The following is a 19467-nucleotide window of genomic DNA, read 5'->3' as shown; positions in this document are numbered from 1 at the left end:
TATTTAAATAAATATTTCAGAATAGTAGTCACTACTGATTTTTGTTATTGATTTTACAGATGGGTTTGGGTATTGAGTATCTGCCAGTTGTGAAGGCGTAAAATCGTTAAGAGGATCAATTTCAACAAAACCAGAGCGTGTTAGTGGTTTTGGGGTATTGGTTTCAATTTCGGTTCCTGCTTTTCGATTGATATATTTCCAAAGTGTCTTTCGATTGTCAAAATGGATTTTAAAATTTGGGCTTATTATTTCGCCCGCGATATCCACAATATTTCCTGAACTATTATCACCCTGAAGATTTAGAGAAATAATCCCAAAGACATCTTGTTTTTCCGGCGGCTGTAATGCCGAAATTAAAATGGCAGTGGTTTCCTCAGATACTAAATAATCATTTGAAATTAATTTGTTGTCATTTATTTTAGGAAGATATTCAAATGAAACTGGTTCAGTTAAGGGCTTGGCGTTGCTAAATAAGAAGACTTGATTAAGGGCAAAGTCCAGATTAGTGTAATTTTCAAATTGATAATCATTGATTTTGATTAAAAATTTTAAGTTCAAATCGGCAGGGACTTTTATAAATGGGTCCAATTCGTTAGCTTCCTTAACTTTAATATATACTCTAAAACCTGTTTTGGTTTTTTTGAATACCATTTTGTAGTTTTTGAGTTCGTTATAGGTTTCTAAAGTTGGAGTTATAGTTGTAAATGCATCGGTATTAAAATGCTGCAGCATTTTTTCTTTATCTTCCCCTGTCATACTTGCAAACGTTTCTTCGCCATTATTCAGGAAATAATTGTGAAGAAGCGTTACTTCAAATAACAATCCATATGTAATAGCAAAACTCATGACTGTTCTTTTGTTTTGGTTACACCTTTAACCTTGCTGATAAGCTGTCCTTCTGCTTGTGCAATATTGCGTTCAATTTGTATCATGCTCACTTTGTATAAAGCTGAAGGAAGCTGCTTGCCGCCCAATGTCCCCCAGATATAATTTAACTCTTCAAAAGTGGGAGTGTAGAGTTCAACCGTAAATCTAAAGTTGTCTACATTGCTCATGGCAATATTATTTCGGTTATAAATTGTATTGGCTTGGGTAAAAAGTCTTTTCCCTTGAAAAAACTCTATAATTTTTGAAATGTCTTTAAGTGAATTGATGTATTTGTCCCTATTGGCGCTAAAAAGTATGTACAGGTTTAAATTGACGATACTATTTTTATAAATTGTTTTAGCATTTTCAATAGTATGATTTGGGAAGTTTTTTAAAGTAGCTTCTTCGTCTAAATTGATTAGTGTAAGTGCTACAGCATTTTTTAACGCATCGGCTATATCATCATTTTGTGACTCTAAAAAAGCAATATTTTCAGGGACAACAGATTTGTCCAGCCCAATTTCCTCGAGATAGTTGTTTACTTGTTCTGCAATTATTTGTATTACTTCAAAAATCATCTTTTGATAAAATTTATTATAAATACTAAATGAAATTGTGCTGAAAAGAATAATATTCAGGGCGCAGATTGTAAATAGAATGGGGCTTGTTGCTGTGCTTTAAACTTGTAATGAAAACAAGGCTGATAAGATTTGTCTAAATTAGAAAAATGTAAGGGTACAAAAAAAGGGGAATTTTCCCCTTTTTTTATTTATTTAAGATATTGGTTATTAGTTAGTTGTGTTAGTGTTTGAGGCTTTGTTTTATTTCTTAGTAATGACAAGGGTTTGAAGGAAAAAACTTTAAAAATTTACAAAATAAAAGGATTAAAAAGGATCAATTTTTTAGGTTTGAAGAATAGAGTAAAAGGTTCATAATAATTAAAGAAAAGAAAAAATGACATCTTTTTTCAACTCAATTTCCAACAGTTCTAACAGAAATCTCTGAGAAATGACCTTCTGACCTGTATATCTCACAGAGTATGTTTTTAATTTATTAAAAACGGTAAATGAGTATAGAAGAATGCTTTCAATTTATACCCAATTACTTAATATAGAGCAAACATTAAATAAGAATTAATGTACTAATATTGGCTTGAATTTTTATAACCGACTAAAAAATACCGAGCAAAAAATATGAAAATACAATTACTATCTAAAATTTTGTTACTACTCAGCGTTAGCATTGGTTTCTCACAAAACTCAGAGAAAGTGATGCCTCCTTCACCTAATGCTGCTGCTTTAGCACAATATACAAATGTGCCAACAAATAATTATACAGGCGTTCCTAATATATCTATACCCTTATATACTGTAAAATCAGGAGAGATAGAATTACCTATTTCAATGAGCTATCATGCCTCGGGAATAAGAGTTGCTCAGGAGGCAAGTAATGTTGGTCTGGGTTGGGCATTAAATGCGGGAGGTGTTATTAGTAGGTCCGTAAATGGTGTAGATGATTTAAAACCTATATATGGATATACTATAGTTAACGATTTACCTTCTGAACGTAGTGATATGGTTATTTATGGAGATACCTGGCAGTATTATTATGAATATGGGGAAATTCAGTCCGGGTTAAGAGATGGAAAGCCAGATATGATGTATTATAATTTTTTGGGAGAATCCGGAAAAATGATTTTCGATAAAAAACAATCCGGTACTAATAAGATTAAAGGAATTCCTTTAAAACAAACTAATACTACTTTTGTTTATGATCCAGACAAAATGGAATGGGAAGTAACCGATGGCAATGGCTGGAAATATTACTTCAATGTAAAAGAAGTATCTCGTGGTTACAGCGCATCTGATAATAGTAGTGCCTCATCTTATTTGGTAAATGATGAAGGACGTGAAGATAGATTTTCGAGATTAGATCCTAATGCTAATTTTGACGAATACGTGTCGGCATGGTATATTAATAAAATAATCACTCCAAAAGGAGATGCAATAACTTTTGAATATGATGATGCGATTGGGCGTCGAAGCATAAGTCAGTTAAGCTTTTCTGAACAAGAAAGTTTTTACGGAGATCCTCTTTCTAAATCTTCAGAATATTACAATAACTGGTATGGGGTTTTTAACGAAAAAAAGTACAATATAGGTGTTAGTATGTCATCGGCAAGTGATATCAATTTAAAAAAAATAAAATTTAAAAATGGTTATATTGATTTTACTACAAGCGACAGGGACGATCAGCGCCAAAATAATCACTTTGGGAATATTGCTCCAAAATCTCAGAAGTTAAATTCTTTTGAAGTATTTAATTTAAACGGAGAATCGATTAAGAAAGTGGGGTTTGATTATTCTTATTTTAATGGAAATGTAACTGGGAAAAATAAAGAAAATTATTTGAGACTGAAATTAAATAGTCTTCAGGAATCATTTTATGATAAAGTGTCGAGCACTTATAAAAAGATGCCTCCTTATACATTTGTCTACAATACAATTACATTGCCTGCTAAAACATCTGCTTCTACAGATCACTGGGGATATTATAATGGAAGTGATAATGATCATATTCAATACTATAAAGATGAAACGCAGTCGCTATACAGATACAACTCGTCAGATTATAATTATATACAAAATCCTGTTGTAATACAAAATCCAAACACGGCTGAATACAACAAAACCTATGCAAGTTTTTTGCCTTTCCAGATAGATTGCGGCCCAACATCAAGTTCTACATGGTATCCTTTTGTAAATGGGGCTTATAGAGAACCACATGAGACTAACATGCAGGCAGGAATTTTAACCAAAATTAATTATCCTACAGGAGGGGCTGCAGAGTTTACTTACGAACCCAATAAATATGATCCAAACACTGATCAGGACATTTTCAAATATGAGCAGCTAGGAGCTGCAGTATGGCATAATGGCGATTCAGTAGATGATGAATCGAGAAGTTTTTATTTAAACGATTACACCCTTGTGAAAATAAACTGTTACATTACTAATTCTGGTCCTTCAAGTGCACTGGGTAATATTAAAGCTTTAATTGAGAATGCTTCAGGACAAGTTGTAATGCGTTTTAGTCCAAGTATAAATAATTTTAAGTCAAACGTTCAGTTGATCTTACCTCCTGGGAATTATTATCTTAAAGCTAATACGAGAGCCACAACAGAATCTATATACATTTTGATGGGTGTTAGTTTTGTTCAGGGATTTAGAACTGACGGAATAATTGGCGGCGGCTTAAGAATCTCAAAACAGCAAAGTCTGGATACTGATGGAAAGATTAAATTGAGCAGAACGTATAATTATACCTATGATCCGAACACTTGGACTTCCGGAATTTCGATGAGTGATATTCAGCATTTTTATTTAGATGGAGGGACGCGAAATTATTATGATCCGGAAGATGTTATTTATGGTAATGACTGGACCAAAGTTATAGTACGTTCTTCAGAAAATAGTATGCCTTTAAGTTCATCAGCTCAGGGAAATTTTGTAGGATATACACAGGTATCTGTCTCAGATGAAGACAAATCAGGAAATAAATTAGGAAAATCTATTTATCATTATTCAAACAATCCTGATGAAGACGGGTTCTATAATGTGCCTGGTATGCCTGTAATAACACATATGAATAACGGAGATTTAATACAAGAGGAACAGTATAATGCAAAAGGTGATATTGTAAAATTCATTGAAAATAAATTTATAAAAGATGAGATTTCATCAAAAATGTTCAAAGGAATCTCTATCAGAACTCTTTTAAAAGATCCTCGTATGTCTCAACAATCACCTGGTAGATTTATAAATTATTATAGAATTTTTTCTGAATGGTGGCATCCAGAGAGTACCATAGAAACAGTTTACGATTTGAACGGAAAAAATCCTGTTACTATTAAAACTACGTACAACTATGAAAATCCTCTGCATAAAAATTTAACTAAAACCACTACCATTAATAGTAAAGGAGAAACAATAATAGCTCAAAACAAATATCCGCAAGATTTAATATCTGGTATAGATGAAACCCCTGCAGCTACTATTTCAAGTATGACCGCGGCTAATGTTGTTAATCCGGTGATACAATCTGAAACTACTATTGGAGGAAACCTAACACAAGGGACTATCAATAATTTTAATATTATTTCTTATCTGGATGAAAATAATGTTTCTAAAAACATGTATTTACCTAAAAATATTAAAAGTATTAAAGGTGGTTCAACAAAAGGGTATGACAAAAAAGTAGATTTTATAAGTTATGGAAAATACGGTAACCTTACCGAATATAAACAAACAGACGGTACTACAACCGTTTATTTATGGGGATACAAAGAAGAATATCCTGTTGCTAAAATAGAAAATACATCTATAGCTTCTGTTGAAGCCGTTTTTACAGGAACTGAGTTATCCAATATTAATAATGGAACCTACAGTGAAGCTGCAATGATCACAGCATTAAATAAAATTAGATCAACATTAAGTGGTGTCATGGTTACCACATATACCTATAAACCGCTGGTAGGAGTAAGTACTATCACTGATCCTAAAGGATTAATTACTTATTACGAATATGATAGCAACAATAGATTAGCAGTAATTAAAGATCAAAATTTAAATATTCTGAAAACATTTTGCTACAATTATCAGGGACAGTCTTTAGATTGTGTTACTGTGAATCAAATACCTTCAGGATTGACAGGATTGTCTTTTTCAAGTGCAACTTCAACAACTTTAAATTTTACTTGGAATTCTGTTTCTGGAGCAGCGGGTTATAAAATATATAAAAATGGAGTATATGTCAGTTCTACAACTGGAACCTCAGGTTCTTTAGCTGGTCTGGCTCCCGGCACCTCTTATAATATTCAGGTTCTTGCCTATAATGCAACTGGAGAAGGAACTTTATGTCCTGTTGTGGCAATGACCACTTCTGCTGGATTAATAAGCGCTTGTATTATACAATTCTCAAGTTATAATAGTTCATCAGAATCCTGCACTCTTTATAAAAATAATGCTGCATATTTAACGACAAAATCAGGAAGCATAAGTGGTACTCTTTCAGAAGGAGACACTTTTTATGCTGCTGTTACTGCGAACCAAGATACATTTGATAAATACTTAAAAGTGACCAGTTCTGTAAGAGGAGTTCTATTTAATGGTTACGCTAACAGTGGAAATACATTAAGTTCAGGAATATTTACAAAAACTGGTTCTGAAATAATTACGGTAGATTCCAATACTGTATTTAGAGATTAGTAATAATTAAATAAATGATTATAATGAAAAAATATCTATATATATTATTACTATTTCCAATGATTATCATTGGACAATCAGGTAATTTCATAAAAAGTACTACTTATAAACAAGCAAGTTCGTCTACAATCGCAAGCCCAACGTCTAGCCAAGCTAGTCAAGAAATTACTTACTTTGACGGACTTGGGAGACCTATTCAAAAAATTGCCAATGCTCATTCACCATTAGGAAAAGATGTCATTGTACCTATTGAGTACGATGACTTTGGACGCCAAGTTAACGAATATCTGCCATATACTTCCTCTCAGAGCAATATGGCTATAAATAATAATACTGCCATTATAACGGCATTAACAAATCAATATCAAACATTTTATAATGATGGAACTCCTTATTCTGGAAGAGATTTAGAAGTTTCACCGTTGAGTCGTGTTCTAAAACAAGCTGCTCCAGGAACAGCTTGGGCATTAGGGGCAGGACATGAAATAAAAATGGATTATCAAACCAATGTAGCCAACGAGGTTAAATTATTTACAGCTAACACTAGTTGGGATGTTAATCTGGGATTATATACTATTTCATTGACTGATAATGGATATTATGGAATCAACGAATTGTATAAAACTATTACCTATGATGAGAATACTGCAGCTACACCTCTTGAAGCTAATGGATCAACGGTTGAATTTAAAAACAAACAAGGACAGGTTGTTTTAAAAAGAACCTATGGAAAAGTAGGGACTGGAACAATTAATGAAAAACATGATACTTACTATGTTTATGATATTTATGGAAACCTTACTTATGTGATTCCCCCAAAGGCAGTAGATTTAGTTGTTAGTACATCAAACTCACAGACTGATATTACATCAACCGCTATAGTAACTTCCGGGAATACTTTAAATCTCAAAGCAAGTAATTCTATTAAATTATTACCAGGATTCCATGCGCAATCGGGCAGTACTTTTTCTGCCGTTATTGATAATAGCGGTCAAAGTATTTTAGATGATTTATGCTATCAGTACAAATATGATCATCTTAACAGGCTTGTTGAGAAGAAGCTTCCAGGTAAGCAATGGGAATACATTGTATACGATAAACTAGATAGACCTGTTTTAACTCAGGATGCTAATTTGAGAGCTCAAAACAAATGGCTTTTTACTAAATACGATGCTTTTAATCGTCCCATTTATGCAGGGGATTATACTAAAACAAGTCAAAATAGCCGTATAGAGGTACAGGGAATAGTAGATGCAAGTATTGTGTTGTTTGAAAACAAACAAGGAAGCAACAGTATTAATAATACAACTATATATTACAGCAACAATGCGTTTCCTAACACAGGTATAAACATATTTACTATCAATTATTATGATGATTATAATTTTGACATAAATGGAGGTGTTTCTGAAAATGTTGGAACTATTACTCCAAGTACAGCCACTAGGTCTTTACCAACTGGAAGCAAAATACGCATTCTGGGAACGAACAATTGGACAACTAATGTAATTTATTACGATCAGAAAGGCCGTTCAATATATAATTATTCAAAAAATGATTTCCTAGGTTTAACTCAAAAAGTGAAAACGGAACTCGATTTTGAGGGTAAGGCAACAAAAACAACAACTAAACATATCAAGGGAGCTACAGTAGATATTATAGATACTTTTACTTATGATAATCAAAGTCGTTTATTGACTCAAACTCAAAAAATAAATAGTCAGGCAGAAGAGGTCATTGTTTCAAATAAGTATGATGAATTAGGCCAACTCTTTCAAAAAGGAGTAGGAGGAAAACTATCAGCTGCAAACCGTTTACAAACCGTAGATTATGTTTATAATATTCGCGGTTGGCTAAAAGGAATAAATGATACCGATATAACTAATGGCAATATTACCATGGCATCAGGAGATTTATTTGGATTTAAAATTAATTACAATAATCCTATTACAGGTACTCCATTATATAACGGAAATATCAGCCAGACTTTTTGGAAAACTACAAATCCAGTAAATACCAGCCTAAGAAATTATACTTATAGTTATGATGCCCTAAATAGGTTAACAGAAGCTGTAGATAATTCAGCCATAAATCCTGGAAGATATAATGAACAGGAAATAAAGTATGATAAAAATGGGAATATAACACGTCTTTTAAGATTAGGAAATACCAATTCTGCAGTTACTGCATTTGGTACTATGGATAATCTTTTTTATACTTATGATGCCGGAAACAAACTTATTAAAGTTGAAGACCCCTTAGGTACTACAGAAGGATTTCAAGATGGTAGCCATATTGCTCAGGAGTATACTTACGATGATAATGGCAATATGAAGACAGATGCTAATAAAGGTATTACCTCTATAATATATAACCATTTAAATCTGCCGACAGATATCACACTTGCGGCAGGAGCTATTCATTACGATTATGATGCAGCAGGAGTAAAACAACGTAAAATAGCTGGTACGATAACTACTGATTATGCAGCCGGCTTTCAGTATGAAAAAGTAGGCACAGGAACGCAAGATTTGAAATTTTTTCCAACCACAGAAGGTTATGCCGAGAATAACAGCGGAACTTTTGCGTATATTTATCAATATAAAGATCATTTAGGCAATGTGCGTTTGGCTTATAAAGATGTAGGAACTAGTACTCCATCATTGCAAATAGTAGAAGAAAGCAATTACTACCCATTTGGAATGAAACAAAAAGTAGCTGGAGAAGTAATTAATCAAACTGGTTATAAGTATAAGTACAACGGCAAGGAGTTTCAAGATGAGCTGGGGCTTAATTTTTATGATTATGGGGCTAGAAAATATGACCCAGCCTTAGGACATTGGATGAATATGGATCCTTTAAGTGAGAAGTACGAAACACTAAGTCCATATAATTATGTTTCTAATAATCCTGTAAATGCAATTGACCCTGATGGCAGGTTAATTGTTTATGTAAATGGTTTGTTATTTTCTCAGGCATTGAAAATGAAACTTACATCAAATGATTATAAACCAGAAAGGTGGGGGACTCAGATACAAACTGATAAATTGAGTTTTAATGGCGAAGACATTAATTACTGGGATGTTCAAAATAGTGAAGGCATAACAACAAGAGGCGAAATTAACAGATTTTTTAACGATGATCATAATGTATATGTAAATGGAAGTCATCATTTTAGGTCACAAGCTTCTGAGCGCTTTGAAATGGGAAAAAAAGCAGGCAATGAGTTGATTGCTCAATTACAGAACGGAACAATTGAATTGACTAATGAAGAAACAATTAAAATTGTAGGACATAGTCAGGGTGCAGCTCATGCTGCAGGTATGCTTACACAATTGTTAGATAGTCCATTTGCTAATAGATTAGAAGCCGGGATTTACTTATCACCACACCAGCCAGGTGGTTTTACACACCCAAAAGAAATATTTGGTGTACAGTTTTCAACTAAAACAGATATAGTATCTTCTAGAGCTGGTGTATTGGGGCATTTAATGGAGTTATTTAATGGATCATCGGAGTTGAAAAAAATTACAGGATCTGATTTTATGCTTGTCAGACCAGAACATAAGGGCAACAAAGGCGGGCATGATGTAGAATCTTGGGATAATATTTTAAAACAAATAAACGATTTTCTTCAAAAGTAATATCATGAAAAACTATTTAATTTTGCTTATAATCTTATCAATCATGTTGACTCAAAATTCTTGTGGATTTTTTGTAAAAAAAATAAATTTCACAAAAGAAGAGATGGAGTTTTTTAATGTTTATAATGAAAATGACCTTTTAATTTATCAAAGCTTACTAGACAAAAAGAAAGATACTAGTATAATAATTTCAAAAAGGATATATCATGAAAATGATTTGTTTAGACATGAAAATAAGGTTCATTGTGTGAATATCAATTATATAAACAATAAACAGAAATATTCAATGTTTGGTTATTGTAAAGGAGAGTCAGATGAATCTAAGTATCACATTGATTTTTCTTATTTAAATTCTAATTTCAAACTTAATAATGATACAGAAACGAAAGATTTAGAAATCTTGACCTTATCACAGAAGAGTTTTAATAATGTTTATAAATTAGTATACAAAAGGGCAAAATTCCACGAAGGAACAGATAATGACCCGGAAATAGTGTATTGGGATAAAAAATATGGAATTATCAAATATATAACCTTTAATGGTGAAATATGGGAAAGAGTTAATTGGAACTAATAGAAAAGAGAATATTCTGGTGGCGAATATGAGTTCAAAAATTGCCATAAACAAAAAAAGCTCCAGATTTCTCTGAAGCTTTTATTTTGATAAGTAGTCCGTGGGGGAATCGAACCCCCCTTACCAGGATGAAAACCTGGCGTCCTAACCGATAGACGAACGGACCTGTTTTTCTAATGCGGGTGCAAAAATGTAATTAATTTTTGAAATGAACAAAGGATTTCAAAAAAACTTTTTTAGTTATTTTGAAGAAGTTAAAGGCCAGTAATTTAGAGATTAGAAAAGTTTAAAAAATCTCTGACTTTTTTGCTTTGATAAACTATTTTGGTTGTTTGCTTGGTTCTTTCTTTTTCATTGTTTCCAAAATCAGAAATACTTTTTTTAAATCTGCAACAGAATTTGCACCAGCAAAAGTGTGAATATATTGGTTCCAGCCTTCGTTGCTTCCGCTTTCAACAATCGACTGAATAGAATATTTGCCTTTGCAGTTATATACGGTCCAATCTGTATTTTTGTTTAGAATTTTACGTTGCATTTTTTCTGTTTTACAGCTGTCACTTGGTTCAAAAAAACTTGGATGATTGCCAAAATAGAAACCGCCTGAAAAAGCTGCTATAGCTGTCGTGTCTGCAGGGTAGAAATAATAAACAGAAAAGTCAGGCCCTCTGTTTTCTTTAATTGTATATTTTTTTGGGATAGAAATATAGTAATTGGTTTCTCCAATTTGCTTTTCGGTTAATTGCTTTAAATAAGGATTTTCTGGAATATGTTTTGTTTTTTTATCAGAACAGCCTAAAATGGTTAAAATTAAAAAGACAGAAAGAAATGGAATTTTCAGACTTGTATTCATACTTATTAAAATAAAGATTAATAAATTTTATTTACCCATAGCATAAATGATTCCTCCAAGCAAATGCTGTGCAAAAAGAGGATCGCTGTAACTTTCAGGGCTGTGTCCTAAAGCAGTGTAAAATGCTCTGCCGCCATCATATTCGTGGTACCAGGCCAAAGGATGATTATCACCATGTTTACCGCCTTTATACGAAGTTTCATCAATTTTGATAAGCACATTTACGTTTGGATTTAAATATTTAAAATTGTACCATTCATCTTTTCGTTCCCAAATTGCCGGAAGATGTTTTGTAGCTGGATGTTCATGATTGATAACTATTAGTTTAGCATTCTGCGGTTCAGGATGCCCTTCAAAAATTCCGCCAATCATTTGTGTGTACCAAGACCAGTCTGGTTCGCAGTTTGTAGCCGAATGAATGCCTACAAAACCATTTCCTTTTTCTATAAATTTTTGCAAAGCTAATTTTTGATTTTCGCCCAAAACTTTGCCTGAGGCACTTAAAAATATGACGGCTTGGTATTGCTTTAAGTTCTTTGAATTAATTGCCAGAGAGTCTTCAGTAGCATCTACCAGAAAATGATTTTCCTGTCCCAGTTTTTTTATTGCGGCGATTCCGGCAGGAATGCTTTCATGTCTGAAGCCGTTAGTTTTAGAAAAAATCAGCATTTTTTTGATTTTATCAGGAGCGGTTTGTTCTGTGTTTTTTAGGTGGAAAGAAACTAAAAAATAGCTTGTCAGTACAATGAAGCTGAATAAAAATGATTTTTTTATTGAAAACAGGTGGTTCATTTTGCAAAATTTTATTTTGGGAAGATAGAAAAAAAATATTTCTGCTGGTTGTTTGACCGCTTTTTCTGGTTCGCACTGCAAAAACAAGTCGTGGGACGATATTACCTCTTGCCACTATTCTTGAATATTCAGTTCTTATACCGGGTTTTATGGCAAGCCATTTTTTTAATTTGCATTCCCTATCCAAATAAACTGCCGATAATAATTCATCAAATTTGTTTGAAACTGAATCGTATGTTTGGGTATAAACAATGTGTTGCACTTCCAATCCGCTTAATAGATTAAACCGGTTGCATAATTTACTCCATATTTCATTACGAGCCTGGATACGACTATCAGTTTGATGAACATTTGCAGTATCTATCATTATGTTGTCTATATTGTTGCTGAAAGCAAAAGCTGCGAAATATTTTAATTGAGAGTTTGCCGAATATTTGAACGAAGAATTAAAAAAAGTATTCTCGTTATTGAGCTTGAAGTTGACTGTTAAACCTGCGCTGGATGGGTTGGGTATAGTGGTTCCTGAAGTGTTTACCGAATGAGAAAGATTCATCTTGAAAAGCCCTTGACCTTCATCGATCTTTGAGACAAATCGAGTTGACAAGCTTCCTCCTTTGGGTGTGTTGAAATAATCTAGATTAGTTTTGTTTACTGCTAAGTAAGGCTGCAGATTGGTATAAGTTCCTATAAATTCAATAGCATTATTGTCGAATAATTTTGAAGCAGCTATAGATGCGCCTGCCATCATTACGCCTGCATTGATATTGCTTTTTTTTGGGTGAATCATTTGTTTGCAAATCAAGTATTGCTGATAATGCCTGACCGTACCGAGAAGAATAACCGCAACTGCTAAATGAAGTGCCTTTAAACTGAAATGGATCAAATCTGCTTCGTTGCGATACTCCGGGAATGTCGCTGAAAAAAGCATTTTGAGCAACTGTACCGTCAATTATCACAACACTTTCGTTTACATCGCCCCCTAACCATTAAGCCGGTTTGATTGCTTCCATTTCTTTGCACACCTGGAAGTGGGATAACTATGACCTTTTTACAAACAATATGGTCAGACATTTTCATGAACCCTTTCGCTTGCAGATAATCAACTCCTGATTGTTTTTGTCTGAAATTTCTGTTGGGTGGAAGCCAGGAGGTGCAACTACAATCTTCAGAGAATCTCCGTCCAACTCATAAGCAACGCTGACAGGCGTCGAAATGTTAAGCGTCTCCTCTGGCTGAATAATAATTAACTTGAGGTTGCCGGTTGTGTCCAATTTGAACGAATACGTAATCTCCTTCCCAGTCTCGTCCGTGAAGGTAAGTTTATCTCCTCTGAATACATACACGAAAGACACATTCTTTTTGATACCATTTTGGCTTTCTGATTGCGCCAACCAGATTCCTTGCAGGTTTGCTCGGTCGGTAGATTTTGCCCCATCTCCAACCACGCCACACGACAAAGCGCAAACAAGAACCAATATAATGAAGGAGATCTTCATAATGTCATATCGCCAAAATGCCTAATTATATAATAGACTGTAAAATGCCTATTTCAAATATATCAATTTTAACAAATAAATGCAAATAAAAAAGTAGATAATTCCGGAGGAAAATTAAAGAAATACGAAATAATTTAATAAAAAGATAAAATCCAAACTTGTCAAGTACGAGCAACTCATAGAATACAATCAGACGACACACTGCCTCAAGTACAGCACACAGCAGCGCATTTACTCGATCGCTAGTTTCTAGTAAGTTGGATTTCTTTTCTCACGAATAAAGTTTATCTTCGGCAGAGAGAACTCTCGCCGTTTTGATGCGACCGCGCAAATCCGCGAAACGTTATAAGCCATTTTGGAGAACCTGTCAAACAATTCAAGTATGAGTTTTATAGAAATAACTGAGCCTTCAGTTCTAATAAGAATAAGTAAAGCATATGGCGTAAAAATGAGTAAAGATGAGTTATATAATTCTTCACGTGGTCGATGGAAATTAAACAAAACAATTGCGAATAATGCTGAATTAGCCATTATAATTCACAAAGGAATTGTGAGAGAAGTTTATAAAATTTTCAAATGGCAACCAGCTACCAAAGATTCTGGATTAAATATTTCTGGTGATTTTGATGGGCGCTTTGAATTTATTGGAGAACCTGCACCAAAGAATATTAGAGAAAAGTATAACAAGAAGTCAGTAAAACACTATTTTGTCAAAGGAAATTCAAATCCAATTAACTACATAAATTTAAAATGAAAACGGCTTATAACCGCCGATTCAAGCGATTGCAGAGTTTCTCGTCGCCGGAAATCTCTATTTCACGAAGAAAGGCTATCTTCGGCAGAGAGAACTCAGCCCGTTTTGATCCCCTGCTCCTTGAAGAGTTCTCATTGGAATGCTGTGCGAATGTCCCTTGACTTCGCAACCGCAATCTAAATCTAGGTAATTGCAGTTTTGCAAAAAAATATAAAACAAAAAAGCTTCAGAGAAATCTGGAGCTTTTTACTTAGTATCGTTGACAAGACAGAATATCGAACTTTTTGAGGAGGATCTGGAGAGAATATTGAATATTTTCAATAGGTGATCACTTTAGATTTGACTAGGGTAACAAATCTAATTTTACTTATACTCAAATAGCTTCAAAATAAAGCTCAGGTAAAATTATTTTGATTTCCTGCGAAGTTCCTTCCTTAAGCCAGTACAATATGAAATTCACATTCACACTTTTCAATTTATAGTGTTTTGACTCCATTTCCTCAATTTTCTCAATGAATCGCCTTGAAAATTTCAACACAGATTGCCGATTTGAATTTAAGCATTCATCACCCTTAACATACAATATTTCTCCACAGACCAGTTGGGAAACAAAAACCTGTTTGTTGATGAAATAGTCTAACCAGATATCTTTTAAAGTCGCATGTATAGCGATTTTGTCTGGTGCAGTGTAAATGTCAAAATCGTTTATTTGTTCAAGATTTTCCGCAGTCAAATGATTAAGATAGTTTGCATTTAGGTGAACATTTAGATTACGTTTAGCCCTTGTCATTGCTACATAAAATTGTCGCTTAGCTTCATCTGTAGCTATGCTAAAGTTCTCAAGCAAGAGGAAGACATTATCAAACTCTTTTCCTTTAGCTTTATGGATAGTTGACACAAAAATTGTTTCGCCATTTTGATTATAAAAATCCTCCAGTTTAGATTCCCGGATTAAAACTTCTAAATCAGATTTGTATTTCTTATAAGGATTTGTGGTTTCAAAATCTTTGATGATATTCAGGCAGATCTCTAATTTATTGCTGTTACGAAAGGTATTAATCAATTCTTGTTTAGTATTGTCCCAAACTTCATCACTAATAGTGTAAATATCAGCTCCTACATCTATTTTATTCAATAAAAACCGAACCTCAACAAGGTTGTATAAACTAAAACCATCATTAGATTGTATTAGTTTTGTCGTGATGCCATTCTTTAAAAGCAGCCCTGTAACTTTTATGGCCTCTTCATTAGTCTTTGTGAGTACGCATGTAGTTCCAGTAAGATCCATGTTAACTATATCAGTTACAAGAGGCGTAATCAGATTACTGCTTTGATATCTAATAACTTTGATTTTTCCATTATCGGTTTGAGTAGCAATGATTGGTGTTTGTTTTAGGCGGCGTTGAATTTGTTTTACAAATTGATTTGAAAATGCGACCAGATTGCTTTTACTACGATAATTTTCAACTAATTCATGTTTTACGGCTTTATTATCATAAATGAATTGTTCCAGATATTTAGAACTCGCTCCTCTAAACTCATAAATGTTTTGGTCATCATCTCCCACAGCAATAACTCTCATTTCTTCATTCTGTTCCATCAATGCGTTTATTAGAGCAAACTCATCTGCATTCATATCCTGGGCTTCATCAATTACTAAAACAGTCTTAGTAATTTTATTAGCCTCAACATCACCGTTTTTAATTCTTTTAACTGTAGTGTTTAAAATATCCGTCGATTTTTCTAAAGTGCCGACCTTACCCAAAAGATCAAAACAGTAAGAATGAAATGTCTTAATTTCAATAAAGTTTGCGGCATTACCAATCAGTTTTAATAAACGCTTTTTGAATTCAGTAGCAGCAGCTCGTGAAAATGTCAGCATTAACAGCTGCTCATGCTTAACATCTTCCATTAATAGGAGAGAAGCCAGTTTATGAACTAATACCTTTGTTTTTCCGCTGCCGGGACCCGCAGCAACAACTATATGTTGTGTTTCATTATCATTAATAATCTTCAATTGTGTAGGGGACAGTTCTCCGAAGAGCTGCTTAAATTTTGCCGGCGTAATATTCCGCTTAATCTCATTTTGCCTGCTGCCTTTAAAATATTTGTTCAAAAACGAACCATAATTCAGTTGGAAATAATCTTCTACGAACTGAAGTGCATTTCTGTAATCTGTAATCATTCTTTGAGCATATTCGCCCACTATATGGATTTGCTGGATTTTGTTTTCGTAAAACTGGTTGAGCTTTTGATAATTGTCTTTAGTATATCGTTTTTTATTATCTTGTTCAGTTCGCTCAATGGTTAAACGATTATAAACTACAAGAAAACCGCCTTCTATCTTTATAGCCTCAATCCGCGATAAATAGAACAACGTGTCTTCAACATCATCAATACTTATTTCTTTTTTAAAAAGGTCGGAACTATTATCATAAGCAGCTTTTAGTTCATGTACCGAAAACTCCACCAAAATCTCATCTTTATCAGCCTGACCTTTTATCGTTTCGGTGATCGTTTTATCATAAAAGAATCCAAGGATAAATGCTGCAAGTTCATGACGTTTTTCAAGCTTATCTTTTAATTGCACTTTACTTTGAAGACAGAGTATGGCAATATGATTTTTAGAATGGTCTAAGTTCTTTCTTTTAATCCAGTTCTTGATAGACCAAAAGTTAATTATCGTTTTTAGTTTATTGGTGTTTACATCATTGCAATTCTCTTTTTCAGCATCTTCGTTTAATTCTTTCAAATGAAAATTACTTTCTTCTTCTTTGAAAACCGATAGCAAAAAGTTTTCAATTTTGGAGTATGACTCTACAATGGCAAGAGAGCGGTTTTTATTATCTGTATTTTTTATAAATGCAGTCAAATCCTTGGCGTCGGCCAGAATATTTTCCTCACGCAGCAAATTGATCACATTAATGACTTCTTCTTTTACAATACCCAAATGATCACTAATATAGTCTACTCTTGATTCTGGAGTTTCGTTGTCTGTCTGCTTTCTGCTTTTACTTGAAAAGAGTTTCTTTATAATACGTACGCCTTGCTCTTTTTGCTTTTCCTCAAATTTTGCCGAATTGTTTATTTTCTCAATAGCTTCTTGTGCATTTTTTGATAAAATACTGTTAGCAAACACCTTCGGCATATTCTGCCCGCGTTTTAAATATCCCGCGTCTTCAAGGGCAGCAATTGCGGTAGTTACACGGGTTTCTATTTCTACAACATTATCATCCCAACCTGCTTTTCGGGCAATCTCCAATGCTGAATTGGATACTTTAGAACGAAATCTTGTAATGTCCTTTATCGCTTTCCACACCTGCTGGATTTCTTTAATGGAAAGTTTGGTCTGGTTCAGCAGAATAAAGTGCTTACTGAGATCTTCTTCGTTAAATAATACAAAACAATCACCTGAAATATTTTCATCCCTGCCTGCACGTCCTGCTTCCTGCACATAGTTTTCAAGTGAATCAGAAATTTCATAATGAATAACCAAGCCCACATCTTTCTTGTCTACTCCCATACCAAATGCAGAAGTGGCTACTATAATTTGTGTTTCACCACCTAAAAAGGAATTCTGATTCTCGGTTTTCTCCTGCTTATCCATTTTTCCATGGTATGGTTTTGCATTAAAACCGTCTTTTGCCAGCTGTTCGGCAAGTTTATAAGCTTTGAGTGTTCTGGATATATAGATAATTGTCGGACAGTTTTTCTCTTCAATTAAATCTCTGACGGCCTGATATTTTTCATCTTCATTTTGCTTTTCAAAAACCTTATATTGAAGGTTAGTCCTTGAGGCTTTTGAAGTGAACACTTCAAGATCCAGTGATAGCTTTTCGCTAAAATAATCCCGGATATCTTCAATTACCTTTTGTTTTGCCGTTGCCGTAAAGCATGACACGGGTATACCATCTACAAGGTTTTTCTTTTCCTGAATTAACTTTATAAAATCACCAATATATAAATAGTCGACCCTGAAATCTTGTCCCCATGATGAAAAACAATGTGCTTCATCAATCACAAAACGGGTAATTTTTCTACCCAAAATTAGCTTTTCGATGGTCTTAGAGCGAAGTGATTCAGGTGAAATATACAGAATAGAGGCAGAACCATCTTCAATTCTTTCAAATGATTTGGCTCTTTCAATAGGGTCCAATAGTCCGTTAATAGTTACAGCTTCTGTTATTCCATTTTTTTCAAGGTTGTCGACCTGATCTTTCATTAACGACTGAAGTGGAGAAATTACGATGGTTAACCCTTTAGAGTTTTCAGCACTCATAAGTGCCGGAACCTGAAATGTAATTGATTTTCCGCCGCCAGTTGGGAAAACAGCCAATACCGACTTGTTGTTAACAGCAGCCTTAACGGCTTTTTCCTGAAGCGGTTCACCACCATAAGTTCGATAAGAATCAAAACCAAAGAATTTTTTTAGCCCTTTATAGATGTCCAGTGCGTTGTTACAGTAAATACAGCCAGTTATACAAGGTTTGCTTCGTAATAATAGCATTATACGTTCTACCTCGGGGTAGTTTTTAAGAACCCATGGGGGCGTAATGGAATGAACCTTTTTATGGGTTATAAATGAATTAATCAGTGACAGGCAATACGCTAATTCGACAGGATGTTCAGATATTATTTTGGTTAAATCTGACTGTTCACAAATTTCACCGTGGAATTTTAATCTAATCTCAGCTTCTGCATCAAAGCTTACATTTTTATAATATACAAACCGAAAAAAAGCTCCAAACTCTTTTGTACGATTTAAAAGGAGATAAAAAATTTCTTTAAGCGTTTCATCAGTTTGCCAAAAAGCGGCAATTTCACTATTCAATAAATCCCGTGCTTTAATAGAATCGTTTAACGGGTTGTTTGTGTCTTCCGTTTGTAGTTTATCATCTTTTAATAAGGCATGGTAAGGCTTCGTTGGAAATAATAAAGGAGATAAATGCAAAGTATCAATTATGTTTGAAGGATTAATACCAGCATCATAAATTGCCTTGCCTATATATTTTATATCGTGATTTAAAATGTTATGCCCGCATATATAATCATCACCTTTAAGGAACTGGATCAAATCCCCTAAAGATGCTTTATGGAATCGACTACCGTTTTCTTTAATTGCACCTATGTCAAGGATTTTACCTTTTGTAGGTTCAATTTCGGTATCAATGAATGTAATTAAACGGGTATTATTTTGTTCATCTATTAGCATTTAAACTCAAC

General features: G+C 33.7%; 11 protein-coding genes and 1 tRNA gene. 4 read left to right on the top strand and 8 right to left on the bottom strand.

Features of this window, described 5'->3' with window-relative positions:
- Nucleotides 1-3: 3 nt before the first annotated feature.
- Entirely contained in the window at nucleotides 4-846 is an 843-nt protein-coding gene (locus BUE10_RS20995) for a hypothetical protein (RefSeq protein WP_073488717.1), read from the bottom strand.
- Nucleotides 843-1445 (bottom strand): Pvc16 family protein, encoded by a 603-nt coding sequence (locus tag BUE10_RS20990; protein ID WP_073488715.1) that lies wholly within the window; start codon nucleotides 1443-1445, stop codon nucleotides 843-845. Before BUE10_RS20990 ends, BUE10_RS20995 begins: the two co-directional genes overlap by 4 nt.
- A gap of 615 nt (nucleotides 1446-2060) precedes the next feature.
- On the opposite strand from BUE10_RS20990, the gene BUE10_RS20985 reads away from it, so the two are divergent.
- Genes BUE10_RS20985 through BUE10_RS20975 form a run of 3 tightly spaced genes read left to right on the top strand, consistent with a single transcriptional unit; the run spans nucleotide 2061 to nucleotide 10352 of the window.
- Nucleotides 2061-6134 carry a fibronectin type III domain-containing protein gene (locus BUE10_RS20985; protein ID WP_143056017.1) on the top strand — a complete coding sequence of 1358 codons (4074 nt, stop codon included), beginning with the start codon at nucleotides 2061-2063 and terminating at the stop codon, nucleotides 6132-6134.
- A 14-nt stretch (nucleotides 6135-6148) separates the two neighbouring features.
- Nucleotides 6149-9778, top strand: coding sequence for a DUF6443 domain-containing protein (locus BUE10_RS20980; protein WP_083598237.1), 3630 nt, complete (start codon nucleotides 6149-6151; stop codon nucleotides 9776-9778).
- A gap of 4 nt (nucleotides 9779-9782) precedes the next feature.
- Complete coding sequence (locus BUE10_RS20975; RefSeq protein ID WP_143056016.1) at nucleotides 9783-10352, top strand: hypothetical protein; 570 nt, start codon at nucleotides 9783-9785, stop codon at nucleotides 10350-10352.
- A gap of 94 nt (nucleotides 10353-10446) precedes the next feature.
- Here BUE10_RS20975 and BUE10_RS20970 read toward each other — a convergent pair.
- From BUE10_RS20970 to BUE10_RS24385, 5 genes are all read right to left on the bottom strand, one after another.
- Nucleotides 10447-10518: transfer RNA gene (locus tag BUE10_RS20970), tRNA-Glu, on the bottom strand.
- A 153-nt stretch (nucleotides 10519-10671) separates the two neighbouring features.
- Entirely contained in the window at nucleotides 10672-11202 is a 531-nt protein-coding gene (locus BUE10_RS20965; RefSeq protein ID WP_073488708.1) for a hypothetical protein, read from the bottom strand.
- Nucleotides 11203-11229: 27 nt separating this feature from the next.
- The gene (locus tag BUE10_RS20960) at nucleotides 11230-11871 is read right to left on the bottom strand and encodes a ThuA domain-containing protein (RefSeq protein WP_234984784.1); all 642 of its coding nucleotides are present in this window, start codon (nucleotides 11869-11871) and stop codon (nucleotides 11230-11232) included.
- A gap of 13 nt (nucleotides 11872-11884) precedes the next feature.
- Complete coding sequence (locus BUE10_RS20955) at nucleotides 11885-12922, bottom strand: TonB-dependent receptor (protein WP_143056015.1); 1038 nt, start codon at nucleotides 12920-12922, stop codon at nucleotides 11885-11887.
- 145 nt (nucleotides 12923-13067) lie between these two features.
- The gene (locus tag BUE10_RS24385; protein ID WP_143056014.1) at nucleotides 13068-13490 is read right to left on the bottom strand and encodes a TIGR03067 domain-containing protein; all 423 of its coding nucleotides are present in this window, start codon (nucleotides 13488-13490) and stop codon (nucleotides 13068-13070) included.
- 382 nt (nucleotides 13491-13872) lie between these two features.
- Here BUE10_RS24385 and BUE10_RS20945 point away from each other — a divergent pair, with 382 nt between their 5' ends.
- Entirely contained in the window at nucleotides 13873-14244 is a 372-nt protein-coding gene (locus BUE10_RS20945; protein ID WP_073488700.1) for a hypothetical protein, read from the top strand.
- A 373-nt stretch (nucleotides 14245-14617) separates the two neighbouring features.
- Here BUE10_RS20945 and BUE10_RS20940 read toward each other — a convergent pair whose 3' ends face one another.
- Nucleotides 14618-19456, bottom strand: a complete 4839-nt coding sequence (locus BUE10_RS20940) for a RecQ family ATP-dependent DNA helicase (protein WP_073488698.1) — start codon at nucleotides 19454-19456, stop codon at nucleotides 14618-14620.
- Nucleotides 19457-19467: the final 11 nt, after the last annotated feature.

The organism is Flavobacterium sp. CF108 (assembly GCF_900129795.1).
In the GTDB taxonomy this organism is placed as follows: domain Bacteria; phylum Bacteroidota; class Bacteroidia; order Flavobacteriales; family Flavobacteriaceae; genus Flavobacterium.
The sequence above is the reverse complement of the archived record's forward strand: the minus strand, read 5'-3'. Positions and strand labels throughout refer to the sequence as shown.

What these genes read in the sequence shown, in the direction of transcription:
- BUE10_RS20960 (WP_234984784.1), bottom strand. Translation starts at nt 11,871, where the DNA reads ATGCTGATTTTTTCTAAAACTAACGGCTTCAGACATGAAAGCATTCCT.
- BUE10_RS20985 (WP_143056017.1), top strand. Translation starts at nt 2,061, where the DNA reads ATGAAAATACAATTACTATCTAAAATTTTGTTACTACTCAGCGTTAGC.
- BUE10_RS20975 (WP_143056016.1), top strand. Translation starts at nt 9,783, where the DNA reads ATGAAAAACTATTTAATTTTGCTTATAATCTTATCAATCATGTTGACT.
- BUE10_RS20955 (WP_143056015.1), bottom strand. Translation starts at nt 12,922, where the DNA reads ATGCTTTTTTCAGCGACATTCCCGGAGTATCGCAACGAAGCAGATTTG.
- BUE10_RS20990 (WP_073488715.1), bottom strand. Translation starts at nt 1,445, where the DNA reads ATGATTTTTGAAGTAATACAAATAATTGCAGAACAAGTAAACAACTAT.
- BUE10_RS20940 (WP_073488698.1), bottom strand. Translation starts at nt 19,456, where the DNA reads ATGCTAATAGATGAACAAAATAATACCCGTTTAATTACATTCATTGAT.
- BUE10_RS24385 (WP_143056014.1), bottom strand. Translation starts at nt 13,490, where the DNA reads ATGAAGATCTCCTTCATTATATTGGTTCTTGTTTGCGCTTTGTCGTGT.
- BUE10_RS20965 (WP_073488708.1), bottom strand. Translation starts at nt 11,202, where the DNA reads ATGAATACAAGTCTGAAAATTCCATTTCTTTCTGTCTTTTTAATTTTA.
- BUE10_RS20945 (WP_073488700.1), top strand. Translation starts at nt 13,873, where the DNA reads ATGAGTTTTATAGAAATAACTGAGCCTTCAGTTCTAATAAGAATAAGT.
- BUE10_RS20995 (WP_073488717.1), bottom strand. Translation starts at nt 846, where the DNA reads ATGAGTTTTGCTATTACATATGGATTGTTATTTGAAGTAACGCTTCTT.
- BUE10_RS20980 (WP_083598237.1), top strand. Translation starts at nt 6,149, where the DNA reads ATGATTATAATGAAAAAATATCTATATATATTATTACTATTTCCAATG.